Source organism: Aeromonas sp. 95A (genome assembly GCF_051919235.1).
Classification (GTDB): domain Bacteria; phylum Pseudomonadota; class Gammaproteobacteria; order Enterobacterales; family Aeromonadaceae; genus Aeromonas; species Aeromonas veronii.
The window spans coordinates 4055316-4079517 of sequence record NZ_JBQBFC010000001.1 but is presented as its reverse complement, the minus strand read 5'-3'; the positions used below and the strand labels follow the sequence as shown (position 1 = coordinate 4079517).

General features: G+C 41.4%; 18 protein-coding genes and 4 pseudogenes. 11 read left to right on the top strand and 11 right to left on the bottom strand.

Going from position 1 to position 24202, the window contains the following annotated elements; all coding sequences use genetic code 11:
* Positions 1–1284 precede the first annotated feature (1284 nt).
* The 4 genes and pseudogenes from ACTG2U_RS18715 to ACTG2U_RS18700 form a co-directional block, all read left to right on the top strand.
* Entirely contained in the window at positions 1285–1698 is a 414-nt protein-coding gene (locus ACTG2U_RS18715) for a plasmid mobilization protein (protein WP_069555994.1), read from the top strand.
* Positions 1688–3172 carry a relaxase/mobilization nuclease domain-containing protein gene (locus ACTG2U_RS18710; RefSeq protein ID WP_439974911.1) on the top strand — a complete coding sequence of 495 codons (1485 nt, stop codon included), beginning with the start codon at positions 1688–1690 and terminating at the stop codon, positions 3170–3172. Before ACTG2U_RS18715 ends, ACTG2U_RS18710 begins: the two co-directional genes overlap by 11 nt.
* A gap of 29 nt (positions 3173–3201) precedes the next feature.
* Positions 3202–3894, top strand: a complete 693-nt coding sequence (locus ACTG2U_RS18705; protein ID WP_127908188.1) for a hypothetical protein — start codon at positions 3202–3204, stop codon at positions 3892–3894.
* Between the two features lie 264 nt (positions 3895–4158).
* Positions 4159–4611: pseudogene (locus ACTG2U_RS18700) on the top strand (IS5-like element IS5B family transposase); the annotation flags it as partial.
* Between the two features lie 326 nt (positions 4612–4937).
* Here ACTG2U_RS18700 and norR read toward each other — a convergent pair.
* Entirely contained in the window at positions 4938–6479 is a 1542-nt protein-coding gene (gene norR / locus ACTG2U_RS18695) for a nitric oxide reductase transcriptional regulator NorR (protein ID WP_042655827.1), read from the bottom strand.
* Between the two features lie 161 nt (positions 6480–6640).
* Between norR and ytfE the strand changes: the two genes are divergently transcribed.
* From ytfE to ACTG2U_RS18680, 3 genes and pseudogenes are all read left to right on the top strand, one after another.
* Positions 6641–7303 carry an iron-sulfur cluster repair protein YtfE gene (ytfE, locus tag ACTG2U_RS18690; protein ID WP_017408664.1) on the top strand — a complete coding sequence of 221 codons (663 nt, stop codon included), beginning with the start codon at positions 6641–6643 and terminating at the stop codon, positions 7301–7303.
* A gap of 502 nt (positions 7304–7805) precedes the next feature.
* Positions 7806–8492 (top strand): annotated as a pseudogene (locus tag ACTG2U_RS18685) (methyl-accepting chemotaxis protein); the annotation flags it as partial.
* Positions 8493–8894: a CZB domain-containing protein gene (locus tag ACTG2U_RS18680; RefSeq protein WP_371317204.1), complete on the top strand. Its 402-nt coding sequence runs from the start codon at positions 8493–8495 to the stop codon at positions 8892–8894.
* A 63-nt stretch (positions 8895–8957) separates the two neighbouring features.
* On the opposite strand, the pseudogene ACTG2U_RS18675 reads toward ACTG2U_RS18680, so the two are convergent.
* Positions 8958–9160 (bottom strand): annotated as a pseudogene (locus ACTG2U_RS18675) (hypothetical protein); the annotation flags it as partial.
* A 2-nt stretch (positions 9161–9162) separates the two neighbouring features.
* Here ACTG2U_RS18675 and ACTG2U_RS18670 point away from each other — a divergent pair.
* Positions 9163–9755, top strand: a pseudogene (locus tag ACTG2U_RS18670) (IS1595 family transposase); the annotation flags it as partial.
* A gap of 73 nt (positions 9756–9828) precedes the next feature.
* Here ACTG2U_RS18670 and ACTG2U_RS18665 read toward each other — a convergent pair.
* Together ACTG2U_RS18665 and ACTG2U_RS18660 are read right to left on the bottom strand one after the other, a co-directional pair.
* The gene (locus tag ACTG2U_RS18665; RefSeq protein WP_050555278.1) at positions 9829–10197 is read right to left on the bottom strand and encodes a putative zinc-binding protein; all 369 of its coding nucleotides are present in this window, start codon (positions 10195–10197) and stop codon (positions 9829–9831) included.
* A gap of 63 nt (positions 10198–10260) precedes the next feature.
* On the bottom strand, positions 10261–10842 hold the full coding sequence (locus ACTG2U_RS18660; protein WP_160320685.1) for a flavin reductase family protein: 582 nt from the start codon (positions 10840–10842) through the stop codon (positions 10261–10263).
* 101 nt (positions 10843–10943) lie between these two features.
* Here ACTG2U_RS18660 and ACTG2U_RS18655 point away from each other — a divergent pair, with 101 nt between their 5' ends.
* Positions 10944–11366 (top strand): MarR family winged helix-turn-helix transcriptional regulator, encoded by a 423-nt coding sequence (locus ACTG2U_RS18655; protein ID WP_050555279.1) that lies wholly within the window; start codon positions 10944–10946, stop codon positions 11364–11366.
* Positions 11367–11426: 60 nt separating this feature from the next.
* Here ACTG2U_RS18655 and ACTG2U_RS18650 read toward each other — a convergent pair whose 3' ends face one another.
* The 6 genes from ACTG2U_RS18650 to ACTG2U_RS18625 all read right to left on the bottom strand — a co-directional run bounded on the left by ACTG2U_RS18650 (position 11427) and on the right by ACTG2U_RS18625 (position 20067).
* Positions 11427–11843, bottom strand: coding sequence for a hypothetical protein (locus tag ACTG2U_RS18650; protein ID WP_127908189.1), 417 nt, complete (start codon positions 11841–11843; stop codon positions 11427–11429).
* Between the two features lie 86 nt (positions 11844–11929).
* On the bottom strand, positions 11930–12607 hold the full coding sequence (gene narI / locus ACTG2U_RS18645; protein ID WP_042655830.1) for a respiratory nitrate reductase subunit gamma: 678 nt from the start codon (positions 12605–12607) through the stop codon (positions 11930–11932).
* Positions 12604–13311 carry a nitrate reductase molybdenum cofactor assembly chaperone gene (narJ, locus tag ACTG2U_RS18640; protein WP_042024867.1) on the bottom strand — a complete coding sequence of 236 codons (708 nt, stop codon included), beginning with the start codon at positions 13309–13311 and terminating at the stop codon, positions 12604–12606. The genes narI and narJ overlap by 4 nt, the downstream gene beginning before the upstream one ends.
* Positions 13308–14846, bottom strand: coding sequence for a nitrate reductase subunit beta (gene narH, locus ACTG2U_RS18635; RefSeq protein WP_042084597.1), 1539 nt, complete (start codon positions 14844–14846; stop codon positions 13308–13310). The genes narJ and narH overlap by 4 nt, the downstream gene beginning before the upstream one ends.
* A 2-nt stretch (positions 14847–14848) precedes the next feature.
* Entirely contained in the window at positions 14849–18613 is a 3765-nt protein-coding gene (locus ACTG2U_RS18630) for a nitrate reductase subunit alpha (protein WP_042024866.1), read from the bottom strand.
* A 38-nt stretch (positions 18614–18651) separates the two neighbouring features.
* Complete coding sequence (locus ACTG2U_RS18625; RefSeq protein ID WP_042655832.1) at positions 18652–20067, bottom strand: NarK family nitrate/nitrite MFS transporter; 1416 nt, start codon at positions 20065–20067, stop codon at positions 18652–18654.
* Positions 20068–20513: 446 nt separating this feature from the next.
* Here ACTG2U_RS18625 and ACTG2U_RS18620 point away from each other — a divergent pair, with 446 nt between their 5' ends.
* Positions 20514–22136, top strand: coding sequence for a histidine kinase (locus ACTG2U_RS18620; RefSeq protein ID WP_236563325.1), 1623 nt, complete (start codon positions 20514–20516; stop codon positions 22134–22136).
* 9 nt (positions 22137–22145) lie between these two features.
* Positions 22146–22823: a two-component system response regulator NarL gene (gene narL / locus ACTG2U_RS18615; protein ID WP_017408671.1), complete on the top strand. Its 678-nt coding sequence runs from the start codon at positions 22146–22148 to the stop codon at positions 22821–22823.
* Between the two features lie 78 nt (positions 22824–22901).
* Here narL and ACTG2U_RS18610 read toward each other — a convergent pair whose 3' ends face one another.
* Positions 22902–24119, bottom strand: a complete 1218-nt coding sequence (locus tag ACTG2U_RS18610) for a 4Fe-4S binding protein (protein ID WP_439974910.1) — start codon at positions 24117–24119, stop codon at positions 22902–22904.
* Between the last annotated feature and the right edge of the window lie 83 nt (positions 24120–24202).

The following is a 24202-nucleotide window of genomic DNA, read 5'->3' as shown; positions in this document are numbered from 1 at the left end:
ACAACTCACAAACGCATCGCCCAGACAGCCGATTAGGAAGCCAGCAGGTATCTCAATCCTCTCGTTGTGACTACAACAAAACCGTTGAAAACAACAACCCTGTGCCTGGGAGATATTCTGAAAAAATCGCTGATACCGAGATTGATGTACTGTAAGCATTTCACGATACTTATAATGCAAATGCCTGCGGGCATTGATGTACTGATCACTCCGTTGTCAGCTGACAATCGCCATCGCTGGACAGGACGAGTTCCATCTCACGCTACCGATAATCCATCTGCCAGAAAGCACCGAGCCGAAGATCGGCCAGCAGCCAGGATTTCATTTCACGATACCGATAATGGGGTCGCCAGCGACTACTGAGGTGCAGATCACCTCGTTGTCAGCTGACAATCGCTGCCAGCCAGCAGCTTGGTTTCCATTTCACGATACTTATAATGCAGATGACTGCGGGCACTGATGTACTGATCACTCCGTTGTCAGCTGACAACAATCGCCATCGCTGGACAAGCCGAGTTCCATTTCACGCTACCGATAATCCATCTGCCAGAAAGCACCGAGCCGAAGATCGGCCAGCAGCCAAGCTGATAGCTATCTTAGCAGGCGTTACGCCGCAGTTCCCGATAGACAGTGGAACGATAACACCAATGGAGTGAGCCATGGCGGCAACGGATATCCTTTGCCGATATCTGGTATCGTTGCCCTTCAGTCACCTGCTGATAACTCATGGTGATACTGCTTCTACTTTGGCGAGCTGAAGCGTACCACCGTCAGCAGTTGACTACCTCTCACCGCTTAACCATGAGTGTCGCACTTATTATCTGAATTCCCGGGCAGCTGCCTTGAAAAAATGCCTGAGGGTGGTAGAAATACCCGCTATCAGATCAAAATTTCTCTGTAACCGTTTTCGCCATCCTTACCGATAAAATCAATTTAAAAATGACCATTTATTACGGTCAAAAAATGAGTGATCACGCCACTGACATAGCTATCATCAAAACTAAAATTACGAACCTAGAAATTTACTCAAAAATAACTTTTCAAAAATCAATAATAATTTCATTGGAAGGGTTGATATCATTTTTATAATTTGCAATAATTAAAACAAGATTATTGATTTAGACTTTTCCTTGTAGCTTAACATCAATATTTATGACAGATTACACTTAAATTATTATGTTCTTGATAATTTTCCTTACCAGCTATATTTAGGTGGCTACTTATCTGGTCTTATTGTTCACAGATAGGCACAAAAACACTAATAACAACTATAAGAAGGTGTTTATGATAAAAAGGCAAAAATGGGGTAGACCCCCAAAAATAGACTCAGACAAACGCACCCTGCGAGTTCGAGTTTCGTTTACAGCGGACGAATATCAGAAATTACAGGCACGATGCCATGCATCCGGGGTAGCTAAAATTAGCGAACTCGTTCGCGCAATTGCACTCAACGAGAAACACATAGACTCGGAACCAGCTATCCGTCATGTAGAATTGATCCATTGGTTAGCTCAGCTAAATAGGCTGGCGGCAGATATCAACGAATTCATTTTGGAGTGTAGACTCCATTTACATTCTGATGAGGTCAAAAATAATCACTCCAAAAATGTTTTGATCCTCCAGAAAATCCAATCCGTCTATAAATTACTGATAAATATTTCAGGCGTAGCACATGCGGAGGGCAAACATGATCGGTGAGGTTTTTGATCTGACGCCAGGTTTTTCTGGGAGACTAAATTATATATTCAGGAATTCTCCATTCAAAAATCCTAACAACAAAAAGAAAGACCATAAAAAACAGACCCCAACACAGATAAATTATCTTGGCGGAAATGTATTCAGCTACCCAGAGTTGGCGCTCACTGAAAGCGGTAAAAACTATAATGTCAGTGGGCTGCTCACAGAACTAGAGCAGCAGGCGAATTTGTATTTGGGTTCTGGAGAAATGAAATGTGCGCATTATTCAATTTCGTTACCTGCTGGTGATAGCCTCAGCCCATATCACTGGTTCATGTCAGCTCGAATTTTCATGGATCGGATGGGATATGGAAATGACACGAAATGGACCTCTGTAATACACAATGACGCTCATTGCCAACATATCCATATCGTTGCATGTCGCGTAAAACTAGATCGCACTCTAGTCAATACCTACAACGATTATGACCGTTGCATACAGGCGGTACGAGATATAGAAAAAATTCTTGGCCTCGTTAAACAAAAAAATCCTAATGAAAACTGGGGAATTGAATATTCTATCACAGACATGAAAACCGGCATTGGTAGAGGAACATTGTCAGCCCAGCAAGATCCAAAAAATCTTATAAGATCTGTTTTAGATAGAGTGTTTGAATGTAGACCGAGCACCATCTCAGGACTCGTAAAAAAATTGCGGTGCTATAATGTGATGGTTACCGTGCGTAGAAAAAATGGTGTCCCAACAGGCATTATGTACAGTGTTGATGGACTGATATGGATTTCAGGAACGCATGTTAAACGCCGCCGTGCGGCCTGGGGCAGGCTATTAGAACAGGGTATTACATACTCACCAACTAGAGATGATAAAATTTTAGAGTTACGTACTCACAATTTAGAGGAACAAAAAATAAAAATTGAACTTCAAAAATACAATAAAATTTCACCAGAGCCAAATTTACATTTAAAACAAACCATCCCTATAGCATCAAAGGTTAGTTTAAATGAAAGAAAACATAACCAAAAATCACTAACATCTAAATGTGACACTTATATAGAAAATTTCATAGCATTGGTTCGCTGTACTCAAAAGCAATATAAGAAAATTATAGGTAGGGTTAAGTCATACATATACAGGGATAAACGATTTAACGCTCATAGCCTGCTACAACTGAATTTTTCATGTGAATGGAAAGAAAAACCTTCCGATTCAGTGATTGAGGAGTTCTTAGCCGCGATAACGGCTGCATTAAAACGTATATTCAAGAATGGTTTTGAGTCAGTTAATCACGGATTGGAACCAAATCTACCCGATGGGTACGTTATGGATGCAGAGACACAGGCGCCAAACATCGTTGTGATTACATCATCCAATCAGGAGAAGTTAGTCACGTCAATTCACAACGCTAACAAATGGATTGATGATTGGACTGGAAGAACCATCCCAAATGGCATTGAGTTATTAAAGATAAAATAATAAAAACAATAAATTATGAGGTTAGTTATATGGCAATAGCAAGATTGAATTCAAATTTAAAAACAATCACATTCAGTACAACAATCAGCATTCAAGAAAATTTAGAACTCAAGGACGGAACCATTAGGTCAATATATAAATCCAAACATGAGCACCTTGGCACTGTTGATATAAACTCTGATTACTCACTCATTTCAAGTCTAACACAGGATGAAGTGATAAAATTTACCGAATGGGCTAAACAGCAACAAAATGACGTTAAAAATTCCTATCTCGCGAATCATGCCAGAGGGTTTTGGGGTGGTTATCCCGTTATAAAAAGATCAGTTTCCGATGATGAAAAATATCGCGATGAATTTGGGTTTATTCAAAATAGACGTATAGGTGAGTTCATAGGTGTTATTGCTGATCCGATAAAAATAAACCACCTCCCCTCGACATCAGAAAATGGTAATTCATTAAATTTCCACCTTATACGTAAGGATGGGACACTGGTCGACATGCTAAGTCCGTTGTGTGATGAAATTATCAGATCTCACAAAAAAACAAAATTAAACATTGAGGAAGCTAAGAATATTTTCCAGGGATTGAAACCCATTACCTACCTGATAACTGAGGTTATTGGATTTAAACAATCCGACCTAGAAAAAAAACTACCTCCTGGTTACAGAGCAAAAACTGTATCATTGTTAAAAAATAAAACTAACGGTAAGTTTGGATAGTAAATACCGATAACAGGTCTGTCTAAAAACTAAAAAAATGATGAACAACGGATTGTATGTACGCAGGCATATTAAAATAATAGTATTTTATTATACTGGCATCCTGCCGTTGACTAACGGCAATTTAAAAAATTCTACACTGTGGGCATAGCGTCAAAACTTGCCCACTATTCAGCTGACAGACGGCGATTGTTAGGGAAGGTGCGAACAAGTCCCTGATATGAGATCATGTTTGTCATCTGGAGCCATGAAAAAGGGTTCATCATGAGTCATCAGCTCACCTTCGCCGACAGTGAATTCAGCAGTAAGCGCCGTCAGACCAGAAAAGAGATTTTCTTGTCCCGCATGGAGCAGATTCTGCCATGGCAAAACATGGTGGAAGTCATCGAGCCGTTTTATCCCAAGGCTGGTAATGGCCGGCGACCTTATCCGCTGGAAACCATGCTACGCATTCACTGCATGCAGCATTGGTACAACCTGAGCGATGGCGCGATGGAAGATGCTCTGTACGAAATCGCCTCCATGCGTCTGTTTGCCCGGTTATCCCTGGATAGCGCCTTGCCGGACCGCACCACCATCATGAATTTCCGCCACCTGCTGGAGCAGCATCAACTGGCCCGCCAATTGTTCAAGACCATCAATCGCTGGCTGGCCGAAGCAGGCGTCATGATGACTCAAGGCACCTTGGTCGATGCCACCATCATTGAGGCACCCACCTTGGCTTCAATTCCAGAGCCTATTCAACGTGCTGTAGGGGGTTATCCTTGCACACCTTTCCCTGTTGGTCAGCCTGCTCCTATGCATCCTCTAAAGCCCAATGAGCTCGCCTGGGGAGTGGTCATATCTCTAAATCCGATTTAACTGAATAAACTGATGCGTTTTTATACATAGAACCATTTGTGGATAGGATAGAGATGGCAAGAATCCTGATGACTCCCGCCCTTGATGGCCACGGTCATATCTACGATTCTCGAGAATGTCAAACTGTCTCTGACCAAGTGGTTTCTGGGAAAGCCGCGTGAAAAGATTTAACGGTATCAACGTTATTTTAAGCCTAACCGTTTAGCCAGTTTATGTAAATTACTTGGGTCAAGAACTAACCGACGAGCCACATTAGCCCAATTGCCCTGACAGGCATCCAAAGTCTGACTTATAACCTTACGCTGATAACCATCCACGGCAATCTTTAGCGATACAGTCTGTTCATCATGCGAAACCTGTGACAACAGTATATGTTCGGTTTTTGTCGAACAAATCGCGTTGGCATCCAATGCCAGATGCTCTGGTTCCAATGTGACAATTTCTGTTCTGACAGCTCCCCGACTGAGTGCACGCAAAGCAGCCCGGCTGATCACATGCTCTAGTTCGCGTACATTGCCCGGCCAGTCATAAGTAAACAAAGCCTGTTCTGCTTCGCGTGATAATCGCAGGCTACGAAAACCAAGACGGGCACGGTTTAGCTCTAGAAAATTCCCTGCCAGTAATAACACATCGTTATCACGCTTCCGCAGTGGAGGGATCGGCACTGGATAAACCGACAACCGATGGTACAAATCAGCCCGGAATTGCCCTTCTCTTACCTGCTCATGCAACTGTCGATTGGTTGCCGCAATGATCCGAACATCGACTTTCTGCTGCTGATCTGTACCGAGTCGTTGGATCTCGCCATTCTGTAACGTGCGTAGCAATTTAGCCTGCACAGTCAGTGGTAATTCACCAACCTCATCGAGAAAAAGCGTACCGCCATGTGCTGCTTCAAATCGACCGGGGCGATCGCTTATCGCACCAGAAAATGCACCTTTAACATGACCAAACAGTTCACTTTCCGCGAGTGACTCTGGTAATGCCGCACAATTGACATGGATCAGCGGTGCAATATGTCGTGGTGATTTACTGTGTAAGCGGCGAGCAAATAGCTCTTTTCCTACACCAGTCTCGCCCAGCAACAACACGGGAAGTTCGGAATCTGCTACCACATCCAGCTCATGCAATAACTTCAGCAAAATCGCACTTTGCCCAATGATTTCACCATCACTAGTATTTTGTTCACCCAGCAATAACGCTTCTGATGCTCGATTACCAACTCGTAACGCTAGAATCTCTTCTTCTAAACGGCTCATACGTATCACCACTTCAGTCAGAGAAGCACTGTGCGTTAATTTATCAACTGCTTCATCGTCAAAAACAAAACCCTCAAAAGCATCTAGCGTTAATGCGCCCCACAATTGCCCTCCTAGATAGAGGCTGATCCCCATGCAATCATGTACGGGTAATGGCAGCCCACGTTGTGAGTCCAGTAAACCATCATATGGATCAGGTAACAGACTTTCCGGTTCAAATCGCACTGCTGAACGACTGGATAAAATAGTGGCCAGACGAGGGTGCTGTGCCACGACAAAACGGCGCCCCAATGTTTCATGCACTAAGCCATCCACTGCCACAGGACAAAGGCAATCACCATCCAATTTCAATAAACCAACTGCACTACAACCAAAATTAGTTCGAATCGCGGAAACCAGCCGCTCCTGTCGAACGGAACGCGGTAGTTCAGTAGTGAGATCAAGTAACAATGATGTTTCAAACATGGTATTTATTACCAGAAATGGTTTTTTTAACCCTATCAGGAGATGGTAAAAAACACCACAAAAATATATAATCCATATATTTCAATGTGTTAGATATGGCATGATTTATGCTTTTACTTATCGAGATAAAATTACTCTATTATTTATCAAGGAGCGCTTTCATGGTCTTACTCGAACAAACTATTGCCAATATTGCTTGTGAAATTCCTGGTGCAACACGAGTATTCCACAAATTTAAACTAGATTTTTGCTGCGGTGGTCAACAACCGTTAAAAGATGCCATCGCTCACCGTAACCTCGATGCCACGCTGGTTATTACTGAATTAGAGCAAGTACAACAGTTACCAAGCCACGAAATTGATTGGCGTACTGCAACACCTTCTGCGCTAATTGATTTTATCCTGGAACGCTTCCATGCTCAGCATCGAATTCAATTACCAGAACTGATCCGCCTTACAAATCGAGTGGAACATGTCCATGCGGATAAAATAGGCTGTCCGTTAGGTCTGGGGGCTCATCTGGTTGATATGCTGCGGGAGCTGGAAGGTCACATGCAGAAAGAAGAGCAGATCCTATTCCCTATGCTGAAAAAGGGTCTTAACAACTCAGTACAAGGCCCAATTGCTATGATGCGTATTGAACATGAACAGCATGGTGAATGTTTGGACGAAATAATGCACCTGACCAATGACATTACGCCTCCGGTAGACGCTTGCGTGACATGGCGTGCACTCTATACCGGCCTGACACAATTGCGAGAAGACCTGATGCAACATATTCATTTGGAAAATAATATTTTATTCGCAAACGCCACCACCAATTAATGACCAGTCATCTATTATTCTCGGGGATATCTGCATATCCCCGTGGATTTGGTAGTCGCGTATTTTGGTTATGTTGACTTTGTGAGAAAATAAGAGAAAGCATTTGTTCAATGCATGTTCATCCATAATATCGAACTTAAAAATAGGTTTAATCGGAAACGAGAATTAAGGTTGGCAGCAAGAATCTCTTGTGGTCTCTTGTGGTAGTTATTGTTCATAAAGTAGGTAATGTTTACGATCCATCTTTTTTATCTATCAGTATCGCTCATAAACACACTTGCTTATATTGTCAACAAAAATATATATCTAATCAACTAATATGTTTATCACATTTGAATCCGTGCTGTATTAAAAATCACCCTACCTGGGCGGCTTCTGGATAGGCTGGAACCCATTTTTATTGTTTAGAACGCGCATAAATCACTTCATTTTATCTACGTTTCATAGTTTAATTGGCAACGTGAATGTTTTTAAATGCGCATTATTTTTTTCGAGGTAACTTATGTTTGGCTTAAAGCTTAAACAACAATATCAGATCTTATCTGATGAAAATCAGATGCTAAAAGAAGAGATAGAGCAGTTACAATCCAGCTATAAGATAGCATGCGAAGAAAGTCAAGAAATTCAGATAAGGCTAAGGAATACACAATCTAGAGAGCGATTTTTCCTTGGAATGTTTACCAATATTGCAAATTTTGGGCAATCACTACATGGGCTCGGTGATTCTTTTTTGGGCCTAGCTGTACAGCTGAATCAACAAAAAATAACTGCTATTTCATCCTCTCGGGAATCAGAAACAAATCGTCTTGCTTTTCAGCAAATGGCTAACAATCTGCACACGATGTTTGAACAAATTACGGCAGCCTCAGAAAATGTGGCCTCGCTACATGAGCGCGCTAGTCAAATCAATGGTATTGTTCAATTAATAAAAGGTATTGCCGATCAAACAAATTTATTAGCGTTAAATGCAGCAATTGAAGCCGCCCGCGCTGGCGAACAAGGGCGCGGATTTGCTGTAGTGGCTGATGAGGTTAGAAGTCTGGCGGAGCGGACCAGCAAAGCGACAACAGAAATTGCTGGGTTGGTGAGCGAAATCCAGTCCGATACCCAACAGGCCAAAAACGTTATGGAACAAGGCGCCATCAATGCTCGTCGTTACAGTGCAGATAGTCTTTCTGCAACTAATGGCATGTCGCAATTAACGGAGCTTTCGCAAAATTTAGAGCAATCAATTACAGGAGCTTCGCTGCTTTCCAATGCGGAATTAGCCAATCTGGAAGAACTCAGTCTTAAATTAGAAGTGTATAAAGTATTAATGGGATTATCCAACCTAACTGCGGAGCAGCTTCCTGATTACACTGAGTGTCGACTCGGCCAGTGGTATTACGCTGGTGAAGGTAAAGCCAGTTTCTCTAAATCATCAGGTTATCGCGAGATGGAAAAACCACATCAAGCTGTACATGACAATGCCAGAAATGCGGTAGCTCGTTTCCATAGTGGCGATTACGATGGGGCACTTTCTGCTTTAGCTGCAATGGAGCAGGCAAATATAACGGTCATGAAGGGTATGAGCCATTTTCTAAAATTATAACTCTAACAACGATTCCTGATTACCCATGATTAGCAGTCACTCCGAACGGCGTTGCTTCCCAAATCAGTCGTAAAAACGTAGCTTCCCCAGCCCCAAGTGACCGTTACACTTGGGCTTTCTGACCGGCAGGCCAAGGTCGTCAGTTTGTTTATCACACTCACATACGCCATCACTTCCCCCACTTGGTCGTTGTAGTTTCGTTGACTGATTCTTCCCACCATCAGCTGTTTGAACCGGGACATCGCCGTCTCTACCAACGAGCGACGGAGATCTCGCCTGGATGCTCAAGCACAAGCTGCTGCAAGCGATGAAGGAGTCTGACGACAAGCATCCCATCAGCGGTATCATTCAACTCGATGATGTCTACTGGGGCAGTGAACGCCGTGGTGGCAAGCGGGGTTGTGGTACCGTTTGCAAGACACCTTTGTGGCGGCAGTGTCCCTGAAGAAGGAAAGAAATCCAATCAAAATGTGGATGACGGTGGTTGATGGGTTCAAAACTAAGACCATTGGCAAGTGGGCTAAACGACATCTTGCTAACGGGAGTGCCGTGATATCTGATGAGTTATCCCGTTTCAGGGCAGTCAAGGAAGCCAACTGTGAGTACCTGAGTGTCGTCACTGGAGGCAACCTGGATTTACTGGAGCATCTTGCGTTCAACTGGGTAAGCACGATAATAGGGAATGTGCAGAACTCGCTGCGGAGCAGTTGCCATACGCTTGGAACCAAGCCTCTACCAAATCATCTGACGGAATGATGCTTCCGATTTAAGCATCGTTTTGGCATCAAGAGCATGCTGGTTGAATTGAACCACACGATAGAGGAAATCCATCTGATACCATATCGGGAAGATCATGGGTAATCGGATAGGTGGTGACCCCATATCTATAGCCACGTATGAATAATACATACCGATAAATTTGAGGAGCAACCTCTTATAGAAGAGTTAATAACTGTGCGATTTCAAAAACAAGCCTATCCGCTTCATCAGAATCAAAATCTGTTTTCTGAAGTTTTTTGACTCCATGCTCATTCAATAAGACATGATTTGTAGGAGTGAGATTGTGAATAGCCAAACAACTTTTGACACATTGTAAAGGACATCCATCGATAGCAATGATCGATCTACCAGACTTTGCTATACGGACTAAATGCTTTACGTTTCCACCAACACCTGCAATGCAGGACATTTCTGCATCACCTCGTTTATCTAGCTGAATAGCCATATAGTTTGCCATCTGCGCTGCACTTGAACAACCAGAGCATGAATAAACCAATGGTAAAGAACGTAAACATTCACTCATAAAACATCCTTTAAAAATCATAGTCCCATGAAGATGCCCTTAATAAATAGGGCATCTGCGAAATCAATTATCAAATTTAAAGTTTCTACCAATAGCGCTGGTAATTCCGTGGTAACTCCTGAAATTATAAATCAGAGGGCTCCACAAATCCGCGTCAATAACGTCATCTTTTTTAAGTAAAGATGCATCTGCATGCACATGAGTGGCTCGCAATTCAACGATAGCAAAATTATTGCGCTTTGTTATATGTTCAACTACACACTCGACCTGAATTAAACATTCTTGGATACGAGATGGTTTAACGGTACAGGACGCCAGCTCTGTAAATCCACCAAGAGCAAATTTATTACCACAATAACTGAAACCTATCTTTTCAGATGGGACAGGATCCTTTCCGGTCAATTTGGCAATAGATTCAATTCTATCCGAAAGGTTGTCTGATGCAACATTCAATACGACTTCTGGACAATTCTCAATGTTTTCGATAGCCTTTGAATTTAGACTGAGGCCGATGACAATATTATTCGAAAGAGACCAACTCGATGATATTGGTGTAATGTTAGTTGTATCAGTATCATCGATGGTACTCAGTAGAATTACGGTGTTTCCCCAATAAAGTGATTTTGGGTGAACTTGCTTATGCATTGCCATCTCCTTTGTAACAGAAACACTACAAATTATATATCACAATGTGATATAATTGAACTTATTGTATTTCACCTAAGAAGTCAACAACCGAGTAAGCTATGTTAACAAAAGCTCAATTTGAGGCACTTTCTGAGTTTCGCTATCAGTTAAAGCGTTTTCTTCACTTCAGTGAAACTGCGGCCAAGGAGCTCGGGCTCACACCATTACAGTATTTATCCCTCCTGCACATTCAAGGATACCCAGGGCGCAACTGGGCAAGCGTGGGTGAACTAGCGGAAAGGTTACAAATGAGTCATCACGCTACCGTAGCTTTACTTACGCGATGTGAGGAGTTGGATCTCGTTGAACGGCGGAAAAATGAAAATGACAAGCGCAAAGTAGATGTGCATCTAACAGATAAAGGGAGAGAATATTTACAGCAATTGGCACAGCAGCATAAAACAGAATTGCAATCGCTTCAAAATACTTTCCAAGTGGCACGTATTACAGCACTGAATGAAAACTATGATGCTGACCAATAAAAACCTTATTTACTAAAAGTATGAGCAAGTGAATTGCTCATACTTAATGGTCAGAATACTCTAGTCATAATTCACATTGAACTGTTTACAATAAAATATGACTTGTGAATATATTTTTTCGTGGTCTTCAAAAAGAATTAAGTCAATAGTTTCGTTATCAGGAAGTATATGTAGCACTCTAGAGCCAGGCTTGCTTTCAATTAACTTAATTAAAGATATTTGGCGCCATGAGAAAAAAAGGTGTTTTTTATGGCAATGAAACTCAATGCCACTGAAACTCAATTCTAATTTTACTTTTCTTGCGATATAAATGTATCTTATATCTATTGCCGCCGTAATAATGAATATTAGCAATGAGAATAAAATTGTATTGCGATATAACTCTTCGGTTATTGGTAAACCAGTAACTTCAGATGCCAACAACAGCAGAGTTGGCCAGAAAATTGCGACAAAGAAAGGTTCGACTAACTTAGTCACAAACTGCTTATTTGATACGTGATATACCATACTACACCTGATAAATAGTAGTCGCAGTTTACACTGCGACTACTACCCTAATCATGTTACCGACGAGACCTTACGATCTGGATGCGTCTAGTTAAATATTCGAGCGGTACACTCCAAACGTGTACCAATCGACAGAATGGAAAGACAACAAACAAAGTCATACCTAAAATCATATGAATTTTGTAGATAAACGATACCCCTTCTAAATTTTTAGATGCCCCTGTTTGGAACGTTACAACATCTTGTGCCCAACTTACGAGCTTCATCATGACACTTCCATCAAGATGGAAAGCAGAAAATGGAATTGTCAGAAGACCAAGCGCTGCCTGGGAAACTAATAGCACTAAAATCAAAATATCCGCAGTCGATGATGTTGCTCTGATCCTTACGTTTGTCAGACGCCGCTTTAAGAGCAGATAACCACCGTACAACGTCATTGCACCAAAGATACCGCCAGCACACATCGCTATGAGTTGTTTTGCTTGCAATGATAAGAATGACTCATATACCCAGTGAGGTGTCAGCAAGCCAAAAAAGTGGCCGAAGATGATACCAAGAATGCCAATGTGGAACAGTCCAGATGCCAGCCTCATATTCGAGTTATCAAGCAACTGGCTTGATCCTGCTCGCCAAGTGTACTGCCCATAATCGTAACGAACCCAACTACCAAGTAGAAAAATGGTAACTGCAATATATGGGTATATATCAAAGAAGAAGCTATGAATATAGTTCATTTGTTTGCCTCACCAATTTCAAGGTACTGTGGTACGACTGCATTCTTAAATCGGTTGCTATGAATCGATTGAATTGAACTGGGACATGATTCTCCTCCTAAAAACTTCACCTGCTCTTCCTCCCAAACAGCATCTAACGCAGCGGGTGTTGCATCATCAGCCTCTTTCATAACTTGTGTGCTTATAAGAGCGCTATCGTACTCTGTCATGGATAGATCAATTAGAACCCCAAATAGAACATGATATTTGCTTTCTCTTTTGAGTAGCCTCTCTTTAAGCAACCCCAAGATCGGAGTGATAAAACACAACCCCTCTATAATTTCAGCGTTATTTCTTGTTGAAAGGTATTCCAAGTAAACAGGAAGAAAATCCGGTAATTCTCTTTTGTTAAGAGAAAATCCTGCATCTTCATATTGCTTAAGCAGGTCTACCATTGCTTGTCCGCGATCACGCGACTCACCATGAACATGCTCAAAAAGAAGCAGAGAGGTGGAACGGCCACGGTCGAAGATATCACAATATATTTCTTGGAATGAAAGTAGAGAACGATCAAACGCATATGTTACAAAATCACATATTGATGATTTTTGTGCCGATGTCAGCTCATTACATTCAGCTATGCAATCAAAGATTTCATCCTTGTTTTCCCACAGATCAATATCTGGGTAGTCCAAGAGGATTGATATGATCTTTAAAGATTTCATTTTTTATCCTCACTTGGATTTGTAGATACATTAATGGCATTAATTCTCTGGCTATTAAACAGGTTGTACTTAGTGTCGCTACCTTTACAACCATCACCAAAGCTAAAGCCACACCCTTTAGCTTCAGGAAATGCTTCTCGTGCTAGCTCGCGATGACTGGAAGGAACTACAAAGCGGTCTTCATAGTTAGCTATAGCCAAATAACGATACATTTCCTGCGCTTGGTGTTCAGTTAAACCAACCTGCTCTAATGCGCTGGTATCCACCTTTTTATCTACAGTTTCAGCTCGCTTATAATGACGCATTGCCAACATACGATTCAGTGCACTCTTAACAGGTGCTATATCGCCAGCGGTCAACAGATTCGCCAAATACTGTAAAGGAATTCGCAAGCTAGAAATATCTGGTAGAACACCATCATCACCTAAATAGCCTGCATCTTTGGCTGATTGGATAGGGGAAAGAGGTGGTACATACCATACCATCGGTAACGTGCGATACTCTGGGTGTAATGGGAGTGCAAGCTTCCATTCCATCGCCATCTTGTACACAGGTGACTTCTGAGCAGCATCTAGAACATTTTGAGTGATGCCTTGCTTTAAGGCTTCTTCAATGATAGCAGGATCATGTGGATTTAAGAAAATCTCCAACTGCTTGTTGTATAAATCCTTGTCATTTTCAGTTGATGCTGCTTGCTCAATACGATCTGCATCATAAAGGATTACTCCCAGATATCTAATTCGTCCTACACATGTTTCAGAGCAGACGGTTGGTTGACCAGACTCAATTCTGGGGTAGCAGAAGATACATTTTTCAGATTTACCACTTTTCCAGTTAAAGTAAATCTTCTTGTAGGGGCAACCAGTAAGACACATACGCCAACCACGACATTTGTCTTGGTCAATAAGGACAATGCCATCTTCTTCACGTTTATATATTGCCCCACTAGGGCAAGTAGCCACACATGCAGGATTCAAGCAATGCTCACAAAGCCGAGGGAGATACATCATGAACGTATTTTCAAACTGTCCATACATCTCCTTTTGGATGTGGTTGAAATTGTAGTCTTGTGAACGCTTAGTGAATTCCCCGCCCAAGATTTCTTCCCAGTTTGGGCCATTGTTGATCTTGTCCATACGTTGACCAGTGATCAGTGAACGTGGACGTGCTATTGGCTGATGCGCACCTTGTTTAGCATTATGTAAATGCTCATAGTCAAAGGTGAAAGGCTCATAATAGTCATCAATAGTCGGCATGTCAGGGTTGTTAAAAATCTTGGCTAAAACGCCAATCCGGTTACCCATTCTTGGAACGATTTTTCCATTGATATTTCGAACCCAGCCACCCTTCCATTTATCCTGATTTTCCCAATCGTTTGGATAGCCCACGCCTGGCTTGCTTTCTACGTTATTAAACCAGGCGTATTCCATTCCCTCGCGACTTGTCCATACGTTCTTACAAGTAACAGAGCAAGTATGACATCCGATGCATTTATCGAGGTTTAGCACCATTCCAATTTGCGCACGAATTTTCATTTTTACTTCTCCCCTGCCTTGTTACTGTACATATTGTCAGCCTGTGTATAGTCATTATTTTCGTCATCAAGCCATTTAACCTGATTCATGCGGCGGACGACAACAAACTCATCACGGTTAGAGCCCACTGTGCCATAATAGTTGAACCCATAAGCCTGATGTGCATATCCGCCAATCATATGAGTTGGTTTAGGACAGACACGAGTAACGGAGTTATGAATCCCACCACGTTGTCCTGTTATTTCGGAGCCTGGAATATTCACCAGGCGCTCTTGAGCGTGATACATCATTACCATTCCAGCAGGGACGCGCTGACTCACCACTGCACGAGCAGTTAATGAACCATTGATATTAAATGCCTCTATCCAGTCGTTATCCTCAATTTTTAGATCTTTAGCATCATCTTCACTTATCCAAACAATTGGCCCACCCCGAGACAGTGTAAGCATCAACAAGTTTTCGCTGTATGTTGAGTGGATACCCCATTTCTGGTGCGGAGTGATCCAGTTCAGAGCTTTCTCTTTGTTACCGTTACCCTTCTTACCCATAATATTTTTAATAGTCTGGGTATTGATTGGTGGTCGATATGAAATGAGACTTTCGCCAAAATCACGCATCCATTGGTGATCCTGATACAGCTGTTGACGACCAGTAATGGTTCGCCATGGAATTAGCTCATGAACGTTTGTATAACCTGCGTTATACGAGACATGCTCGTCTTCCAAACCAGACCATGTTGGGCTAGATATGATTTTTCTCGGCTGAGCCTGAATGTCACGGAAACGAATTTTTTCCTCTTCCTTGTTGATAGCAAGATGTGCATGTTCTCGGCCAGTCAGCTTACTTAATGCATTCCAAGCCTTAACAGCCACATGACCATTAGTCTCTGGGGCTAAAGTAAGAATTACTTCAGCCGCATCAATTGCAGTGTCAATCTTTGGCCGCCCAGCATTCGCGCCATCATGGTGTGTGTAGTTAAGTTTTTTAAGAAGGTCTACTTCGGTTTCTGTGTTCCAATTAATACCCTTGCCACCATTTCCTTGCTTATCAAGGAGTGGGCCTAACGATGTAAATCTTGCGTAGGTGTTAGGATAATCGCGCTCAACGGTCATTATATGTGGTGCAGTTTTTCCTGGAATGAGATCACATTCACCCAATTTCCAGTCTTTTACTTCAAACGCTTGGGCTATTTCTGCTGGAGAGTCATGCTGCATTGGCAATGTAACCACATCGGTTTCAACGCCAAGATGTCCTTTACAGAGCTCAGAAAACGCTTTTGCAATTGCCTTATAAATTTCCCAGTCGGATTTTGCTTCCCAGGCTGGATCTACAGCTGCTGACAATGGATGGATGAATGGATGCATATCCGAGGTATTCATATCATCTTTTTCATACCAGGTTGCAGTAGGCAACACGATGTCTGAAAACAGACAGGTACTCGACATCCGAAAATCTAGAGTCACAACGAGATCAAGCTTGCCTTGGGTTGGGGTATCTTTCCAATCAACTTCAGATGGTTTGCTATCACTGAATGAGCCGAGATCTTTTCCTTGAATGCCATGTTCTGTGCCCAACAGGTACTTGAGCATGTATTCATGACCTTTACCTGAAGACCCAAGAAGGTTTGATCTCCAAATAAACATATTGCGTGGATAATGATCTTCGGGACACTCAGCAGCAAAACGAATACTGCCGTCCTTCAGCGAGTTAACCGTGAACTCTACAGGGCTTACCCCAAGCGCTTTTGCCTGTTCAGCAATACTCAGTGGATTAGTATTCAGCTGAGGGCTTGAAGGAAGCCAACCCAGCCGCTCTGCTTTCACGTTCATATCAATGAGATGCTTACTATATTTACTTGCATCAGCTAAAGGTGAAAGCAATTCTTGGGCATCTAACTTCTCATATCGCCATTGACTAGAGTGGTTATAGAAGAAAGACGTACCATTCATGTGGCGTGGAGGCTTTTGCCAATCTAGGCCAAATGCCAACGGTTGCCAGCCCGTCTGGGGACGAAGCTTCTCTTGCCCTACGTAGTGAGCCCATCCACCACCGCTCTGTCCTACGCAACCACAGAATACCAGCATGTTAATCAAACCACGGTAATTCATATCCATGTGATACCAGTGGTTCATGCCTGCACCAACGATGATCATTGAGCGCCCATGTGTTTTGGCTGCATTGTCAGCAAACTCACGAGCGATGCGGATAATCTCATCTTGTGGTACACCCGTTATTTTTTCTGCCCAAGCGGGTGAATATGCCTTCACTTCCTTATAGGTATGTGCGCTGCTAGGGTCATCAAACCCTCTTTCTACACCATAGTTAGCCACGGTGAGATCGTAGACGGTGGTCACAAATTCTTGGCTTCCATCTGCCAACACGATGGATTTAGCTGGAATTTTTCTTCTGATAACTTCTTCTAATTCAACAGGTGTGAAATGCTCACTTTCCAATCCACCAAAATATGGGAAAGCCACCTCAACTAAATGTTGAGGTTCCTTTATTCCAACAGACAAAGTGACTGGTGTCTTGGACTGCCCAGCGGTCTCTTCAAGATTCCACTTTCCATCCTCTCCCCATCTATAGCCAATCGACCCTTGTGGCGCGACCAGATCACCAGAAACCTCATCAATCGCTATGGTCTTCCATTCAGGGTTGTTCTGTTCACCTATGTTATTGACCAAATCTGATGCTCTCAGGAAGCGTCCTGCTTCATAGCTACCATCTGGTCGTTTGGTCAATCTGACCAACATCGGAAAATCGGTATATTTCCTTGCGTAACTAACAAAATATTCATTTTTATGTTGAACGTGGAACTCGTTCAAAATGACATGGCCCATAGCCAATGCTAACGCGCTGTCTGTACCTTGTTTGGGGTTAAGCCAGTGATCACAAAGCTTAGCTACTTCAGCATAATCTGGAGTTATGGCGACAGTTTTGGTGCCTTTGTATCTAACTTCAGTAAAGAAGTGAGCATCAGGAGTACGAGTCTGAGGAATATTTGAGCCCCAGGCTATGATGTATGAGGAGTTGTACCAATCTGCTGACTCTGGTACGTCTGTTTGCTCTCCCCAAGTCATCGGTGATGCGGGAGGAAGATCACAATACCAGTCATAGAAGCTAAGGCAAGAGCCACCGATGAGCGATAAATATCTTGCACCTGCGGCATAGGAAACCATAGACATCGCTGGAATTGGTGAGAAGCCAACAACGCGATCTGGGCCGTGCTCTTTTACGGTGTAAACGTTTGCCGCTCCAATGATCTCATTAACTTCATTCCAGGTGCTACGAACAAAACCGCCTCTACCTCGGGCAGCCTTATACTTTTTGGATACATTCTGATCGGAAGCAATCGCACCCCATGCTAGAACAGGGTCTTTGTGCTTACTTTTTGCGTCTCGCCAAAGTTCAATCAACGCTTTCCTGACCATTGGGTACTTCAGTCGATTGGCGCTGTACAGATACCACGAGTAGCTTGCCCCTCTTGGGCAGCCGCGAGGCTCATGGTTTGGGAGATCTGGCCTGGTCCTAGGGTAATCAGTTTGCTGCGTTTCCCATGTAACCAAGCCGTTTTTTACATAGATTTTCCAACTACATGAACCAGTACAGTTCACGCCATGTGTTGAGCGTACAATTTTGTCATGTTGCCAGCGGTCTCTGTAACCATCTTCCCAATCTCTGTTCGTATTGTACGTTTGGCCGTGTTCACCAGAAAACTTTTCACCTAATGTCTTTAAATAGTTAAACCTGTCAAGAAACTTGCTCATTTTACTGCTCCATATGCATATGCATTAATAGTAACATTCTATTTATTGAGTTCTTTTCCATATACAAACCATGTTATTAGCCCACAAATAACATAGAAGACTAAAAAAGCTTTCATCGCATTAATTGGTGTTCCGCTGAGAGCTATTGATAAGCCGAATGCGTTTGGAATAAAGAAACCACCAATTGCACCTATTGCTGAGATGAACCCTAATGCTGTTGCTGTATCATTTGCTGATTTTTTTAAGGCTTGAGCTTCTGAATCATATCGCTGTAGATTCCTTTTTATCATCATCCCCCTAAACAAAACGGCGATCATTTGAAATGTAGAACCACTCCCAACTCCTGCGCATGAGAACAAAGCCATAAAGACAGCTAGAAAATAGGTGAAGTTGCCATGCCCTGCATCTGATGGAAGAGTTGAAAACAAAAACGCAACTAACGTAGCCATTAAGCAAAAGCTAACAAAGGTGACTTTAACACCGCCCAGCTTATCTGATAAAACGCCACCAACTGGCCTCATCAATGCGCCGAATAATGGCCCTATGAAAGCATATTTCATTATTTCAATATCAGGGAATTGAGTTTTAGCGAGCATTGCAAACCCCGCAGAGAATCCAATGAATGAACCAAAGGCAGCCAAATATAAAACACTCAAAATCCAAAGATGTTTTTGTTTTAACACTACCCATTGCTCTTTAAACGAGGCTTTGGGTGCTGCAATATCATTCATAAAATGCCACGCTGCAATACTCAATATCAATATTACTGGTATCCATATTAAGGATGCATTGCTGAGCCATATTGATGCATCAGGATTTCCTTGACCTAAACCGAAAGGGCCAAAGATATTTACAGAAATTACGATAGGTACAAGCATCTGCATGACACTGACACCCAAGTTACCTAGCCCCCCATTTAAACCAAGAGCCTTTCCTTGTTGAGTTTTTGGATAAAACAAGCTGATGTTAGCCATACTAGATGCAAAGTTGGCACCACCAAACCCACATAACAAAGAAATTATTAGAAATGTTGAATACGGCGTTGTGGTGTCTTGCACTGCAATGGTCAACCATGACATAGGTATCATAAGCAACAAGGTACTGAATGCTGTCCATCTCCGGCCACCAAAAACTGGGATCACAAATGAGTAAGGAATCCGTCCTAAAGCTCCAGTAAGTGACGGGAGTGCAGTCAGCAGAAACAGCTGGTCTGTTGTAAAGGTGAAACCAGCTAAAGGCAAATTCATTGCTACTACGCTGAATATCATCCACACAGAGAATGAGATCAGTAGACAAGGGATAGATATCAGTAGGTTTCTTCTGGCAATATGAGAACCATTCTCAATCCAAAAGCACTTGTCATCAGGATTCCAGTCAACGAGCGTTTTGCTGTTATTTCTTTTATTTGTGTGACTGTCTTCACATCCATCTTTGTATTTTTGATATATGGACATTTTGCTCACCGGTAAGTGTTGGGGTACACAATGTCCAATAAACAATTTAAATGGATATTTTTTATTGACTTAGATCAACTGAACATATGTATTACAAAAGATGAATATTTCGATAACTACCTATTACAGGGGGGGCGGGTTGAAATTAACCACAACAAAATCATGCACTTAGCTTCAACAAGACTTTCTTTATCATGAGCTGGCTAATGTCTGGAATATTGTAGGTATTTACTTTGAGGTATTTTTATTAGGGTATCTAAAAGGTATAAACATCAGTAGTGACAATCTTAGGAAGTGTCAAATTCGTGAACATACTATTGAAGTATTGGAAGAAACTGTCTATTACAATTTCTATAACGTCAATTATATGTACACTATGCCTCATATCTATATTTAATATGAGTGCATCGATTTATTTGTCATCAAGCATCCAAGGGAATGCATATGTGATAAATAGTATTGGTTCAATTAGAATGAAAGTCTATGCACTCCTCTCAGGAACACTGTCTGTTGATGAAAAAGTGCAAGCGGTTAATAGCGTTGAATCAATTCTGCATGATCCTTTTTTTATTAACACGGCTGAAAAGCACAACCTTAATAAAGAATACATACAACTCAACAGTTTGTGGGATCCAAAATTAAAAAACATTCTTTCCCACTTAAAATCTGGTGATGTAGCAACACCATTAAGCATTAACCGCTCTAAAGAGTTTATTAGTTTGCTACAGAAGATAATCAAAAGCATTGAGAACAAAACAGAATCTAAGATCGTAGTGATTAATGGCCTTCAAAAAGCATCTTCTTTTATTGTTATATTGTTTTCCTTCATCGCAATTTATAGCTTAAATAAGCGTTTCTTTAGACCGTGGTCAAAATTATTGTTAATGGCTAAAAACATTCAGCATGGTGATTTTAGTTCAAAATTTGATTCTGAATCACATGATTACCGCGATGAGATGTGGCAGCTTGGCAATGCATTAAACAATATGTCAGAGGTTGTTAAGCATACCTACAGCGATCTGGAACAGATGGTAGCTGAAAAAACGCATAAACTTAACTTGCAGAATTTGCATTTAGAATTCCTTTATCGCAGTTGTAGATTATTTCAAAATCAAGAATTCAACTGCAAAGTTTTAGCTCCTTTCATGAAAGAATTAATCGGATACACTGGGGCTGGAAAAATAAAAGTATATATTCATGATCCACATAAAAATTCGGTCAAACATTTATACACCTTTGGTGAGAACGTGAGGCCATTACATTGTGCCTCTATGCGTTGCTCATTATGTATTAATAATGCAGATGTCACATCCCCTATTGAGAGTGAATATAATAATAGGTTATGGAACATTGGAGATGCGCATAATGATTATGGTTACATAGAATTTTTCTTTTCAAATGAAGTCACTATATTACATGATACAGAACAATTAATATTTGCATTTTGCAACTTGCTGTCTCAATCCTTATCTCTTTACTACAAAGAGCAACAACAACAACAACTATTATTATTTAAAGAAAGAAACACAATTGCTCAAACACTTCATGATTCGATAGCACAGTCTTTATCATACTTAAAGATAAAGATTAGCCTTCTTCAAAGGGATCCAATCATCATTAGTTCTTCTCAGGTTGATAATGTTTCAGAGATGAGGTGTGAGTTAAATGAAGCTTACTCAAACATCAGAAAACTAATTTCTACTTTTAGAATTCCATATAAGAAAATCGAAACGTTAATTTTATTAAAAGATGCGATAGCAATATTTAATGACACATATGGTTTTAACATTAGGTTGGAATATAAAGATTTTTATGAGGACTATTCGCATGAGCAGGAAATACTCATACTGAACTTCTTCAATAAATTATTCGAATGTTTAAGGATAAGTATGCCTCCATCACGGATTGAGCTGCATATAAAATCCCTAGCTGAATATGTCATTATCATCCTGAAGGGTGAAGCTGAGTTCGAGGATTCAATATCGAGCTTAGTTGTTTTTCTAAAATCAGAAAATATTTCATTCATTAATGAACGGACGCAAGTGAAAATTGATCTTCACGTAGTTTGAGGAACACACATGGAAAAAGCTTTAACAACCAACGCAGATGTTTTTTCAATTTTACTAATTGATGATCATCCTGTCCTACGGAGCGGGATTAAGCAACTTTTACGTACAAATCCCTTTTTAACTATTGTAGCTGAAGCCAGTACAGGACAAGATGGTGTTCAGCTAGCATTAGATTATGAACCTGACTTAATTTTGTTAGATCTTAATATGCCTGAGTTTAGTGGTATAGACACATTAAAGTCATTACGAGCGCATAATGTATCTAGCAGAATCGTAATCTTCACAGTATCAGATTATGAAGATGATGTTTCGGATGCTATCCTTGCTGGAGCAGATGGTTATCTACTCAAAGACATGGAACCTGAAGACCTGATTAGCTCGATTGAACAGGCGTGCATGGGAAAACTTGTGATAAGCCCAAAACTAACTGCAATCCTTATTGAAAGTATGCAGTCAAGAAGAAAAAACCGCCTTAAAGACAAAAATCTCCAAGTGTTAAGCCATCGCGAAATAGATGTTTTGAAATTTATTGCTCAAGGCTTGCCTAATAAGGTTATATCAAGACGTTTATTTATTTCTGAAGGAACAGTTAAAGTTCATGTAAAAAACATTCTTAAAAAATTAAATCTTCATTCAAGAATTGAAGTTGCAGTGTGGGTTCATAATGAGAAGATTATTTTCGACTAGTAGTGATAACTATTGCGTTATTGAATCATTTGCAGAAATAAAGCGTCACCGAAAAGTGGCGCTTTAATAACTATCACTCTAATGTGAAAGGCCAGGAAGGATTTCCAATAGATAACGGCGCTGTTCTAATGGTGTGTTGCTTGTCCAAAAATCGAAAATCACATGAGCTAGCAATGGCATTAAGAGAAGTAAAACACACAACATTGCAAGTAGCGTTCTTGCAGAAATCTTTTTATTCGCAGTGCCAAAATGAATAGCATTAGCTTGTTTTGGGCATGCAGAGATACAAGTTAAACAGTTTGTACACTCAAGATTTCTGACTGATATAAGTTCATGAACCTGTATACTTGATGGACATGCTCTACTGCATTTATCACAATCGTATCCCTTGCTTCGTAAACAGCTGCTGGAAGACCTGCGAATACGTAATGGTGTCAGAAGCCCCAGCAAGGAAAGCCATCCACCATAAGGGCATAGGTATCTACAGAAGCCTTGCTTGAAAAACATCGTGATACTTAATACCCAAACAACAAAAATACCTGATATAAAGTTCAAGTTGAAAAAGAAGGCTCCCATTTTCATGTCAGCAGCTTGGTGATAATGGCTCATCAAGTACCCTGGCAGTGCAACATTTGGAACAGCAAGAATAACTATGAACATCAGAAATGATAGAACTAGAAATTTCTGAGATTTGAGCAGTAGGTCTAACCATTTTGGCGGAGCCCACTCACCTGGTAGCAGCAAATTTCGAAAATGATGCAGCCATTCACCGACAACCCCAAGAGGGCAAAACCATGAGCAGAAGGCACGACCTAAAATGAGTCCAGATAAGGAAATAACCAAGACTGTGATTGTTGCAGCTGGATGGTGGTAATCAGTAATGCCCAAACTCAACAACGCCCGCAAGCCAAGACCGCCCGCTATAGGTAGAAAGCCATCTACGATATCAGGTCTAGACAGCCAAGGTAGGTCACCCTGGTGGAGTTGAAAAATATAAACACCATACTGTATTGTTACAAATCCCCACGATGTAACTAAGAAATATCTAACTAAACTACGAAGTTGTTGATCTCTTGAATCATAAAATGCGGATATTAATTTATATCTATAAAGCATGACAATAGCGACAGCAAGCACGATTAAACTACTTAGTGGTGGCTTGGCTGCTACCGTCAACCATACAGCGGCGGTTAGCATCAGGGACAGCTGCCAAGACCAACCTGAACGCTCATGCCACTGGAACAACAACAGATACACCAAGCCACTCAGCATGGTTATGGTTTCAATCCCACTCATCTAGCCAACTCCCATCGCAAAAACAGCCAATCATAAACAACATTACAGTTATTCATTTTGATCTGGATGGGCAGTTGGCCTAG

Excerpts from the sequence above, each read along its gene's own strand:
- norR (WP_042655827.1), bottom strand. The coding sequence starts at position 6,479 with ATGTTTGAAACATCATTGTTACTTGATCTCACTACTGAACTACCGCGT.
- ACTG2U_RS18610 (WP_439974910.1), bottom strand. The coding sequence starts at position 24,119 with ATGAGTGGGATTGAAACCATAACCATGCTGAGTGGCTTGGTGTATCTG.
- narL (WP_017408671.1), top strand. The coding sequence starts at position 22,146 with ATGGAAAAAGCTTTAACAACCAACGCAGATGTTTTTTCAATTTTACTA.
- ACTG2U_RS18710 (WP_439974911.1), top strand. The coding sequence starts at position 1,688 with ATGATCGGTGAGGTTTTTGATCTGACGCCAGGTTTTTCTGGGAGACTA.
- narJ (WP_042024867.1), bottom strand. The coding sequence starts at position 13,311 with ATGAAATCTTTAAAGATCATATCAATCCTCTTGGACTACCCAGATATT.
- ACTG2U_RS18660 (WP_160320685.1), bottom strand. The coding sequence starts at position 10,842 with ATGCATAAGCAAGTTCACCCAAAATCACTTTATTGGGGAAACACCGTA.
- narI (WP_042655830.1), bottom strand. The coding sequence starts at position 12,607 with ATGAACTATATTCATAGCTTCTTCTTTGATATATACCCATATATTGCA.
- ACTG2U_RS18625 (WP_042655832.1), bottom strand. The coding sequence starts at position 20,067 with ATGTCCATATATCAAAAATACAAAGATGGATGTGAAGACAGTCACACA.
- ACTG2U_RS18680 (WP_371317204.1), top strand. The coding sequence starts at position 8,493 with ATGTCGCAATTAACGGAGCTTTCGCAAAATTTAGAGCAATCAATTACA.
- ytfE (WP_017408664.1), top strand. The coding sequence starts at position 6,641 with ATGGTCTTACTCGAACAAACTATTGCCAATATTGCTTGTGAAATTCCT.
- ACTG2U_RS18705 (WP_127908188.1), top strand. The coding sequence starts at position 3,202 with ATGGCAATAGCAAGATTGAATTCAAATTTAAAAACAATCACATTCAGT.
- narH (WP_042084597.1), bottom strand. The coding sequence starts at position 14,846 with ATGAAAATTCGTGCGCAAATTGGAATGGTGCTAAACCTCGATAAATGC.
- ACTG2U_RS18665 (WP_050555278.1), bottom strand. The coding sequence starts at position 10,197 with ATGAGTGAATGTTTACGTTCTTTACCATTGGTTTATTCATGCTCTGGT.
- ACTG2U_RS18715 (WP_069555994.1), top strand. The coding sequence starts at position 1,285 with ATGATAAAAAGGCAAAAATGGGGTAGACCCCCAAAAATAGACTCAGAC.
- ACTG2U_RS18630 (WP_042024866.1), bottom strand. The coding sequence starts at position 18,613 with ATGAGCAAGTTTCTTGACAGGTTTAACTATTTAAAGACATTAGGTGAA.
- ACTG2U_RS18655 (WP_050555279.1), top strand. The coding sequence starts at position 10,944 with ATGTTAACAAAAGCTCAATTTGAGGCACTTTCTGAGTTTCGCTATCAG.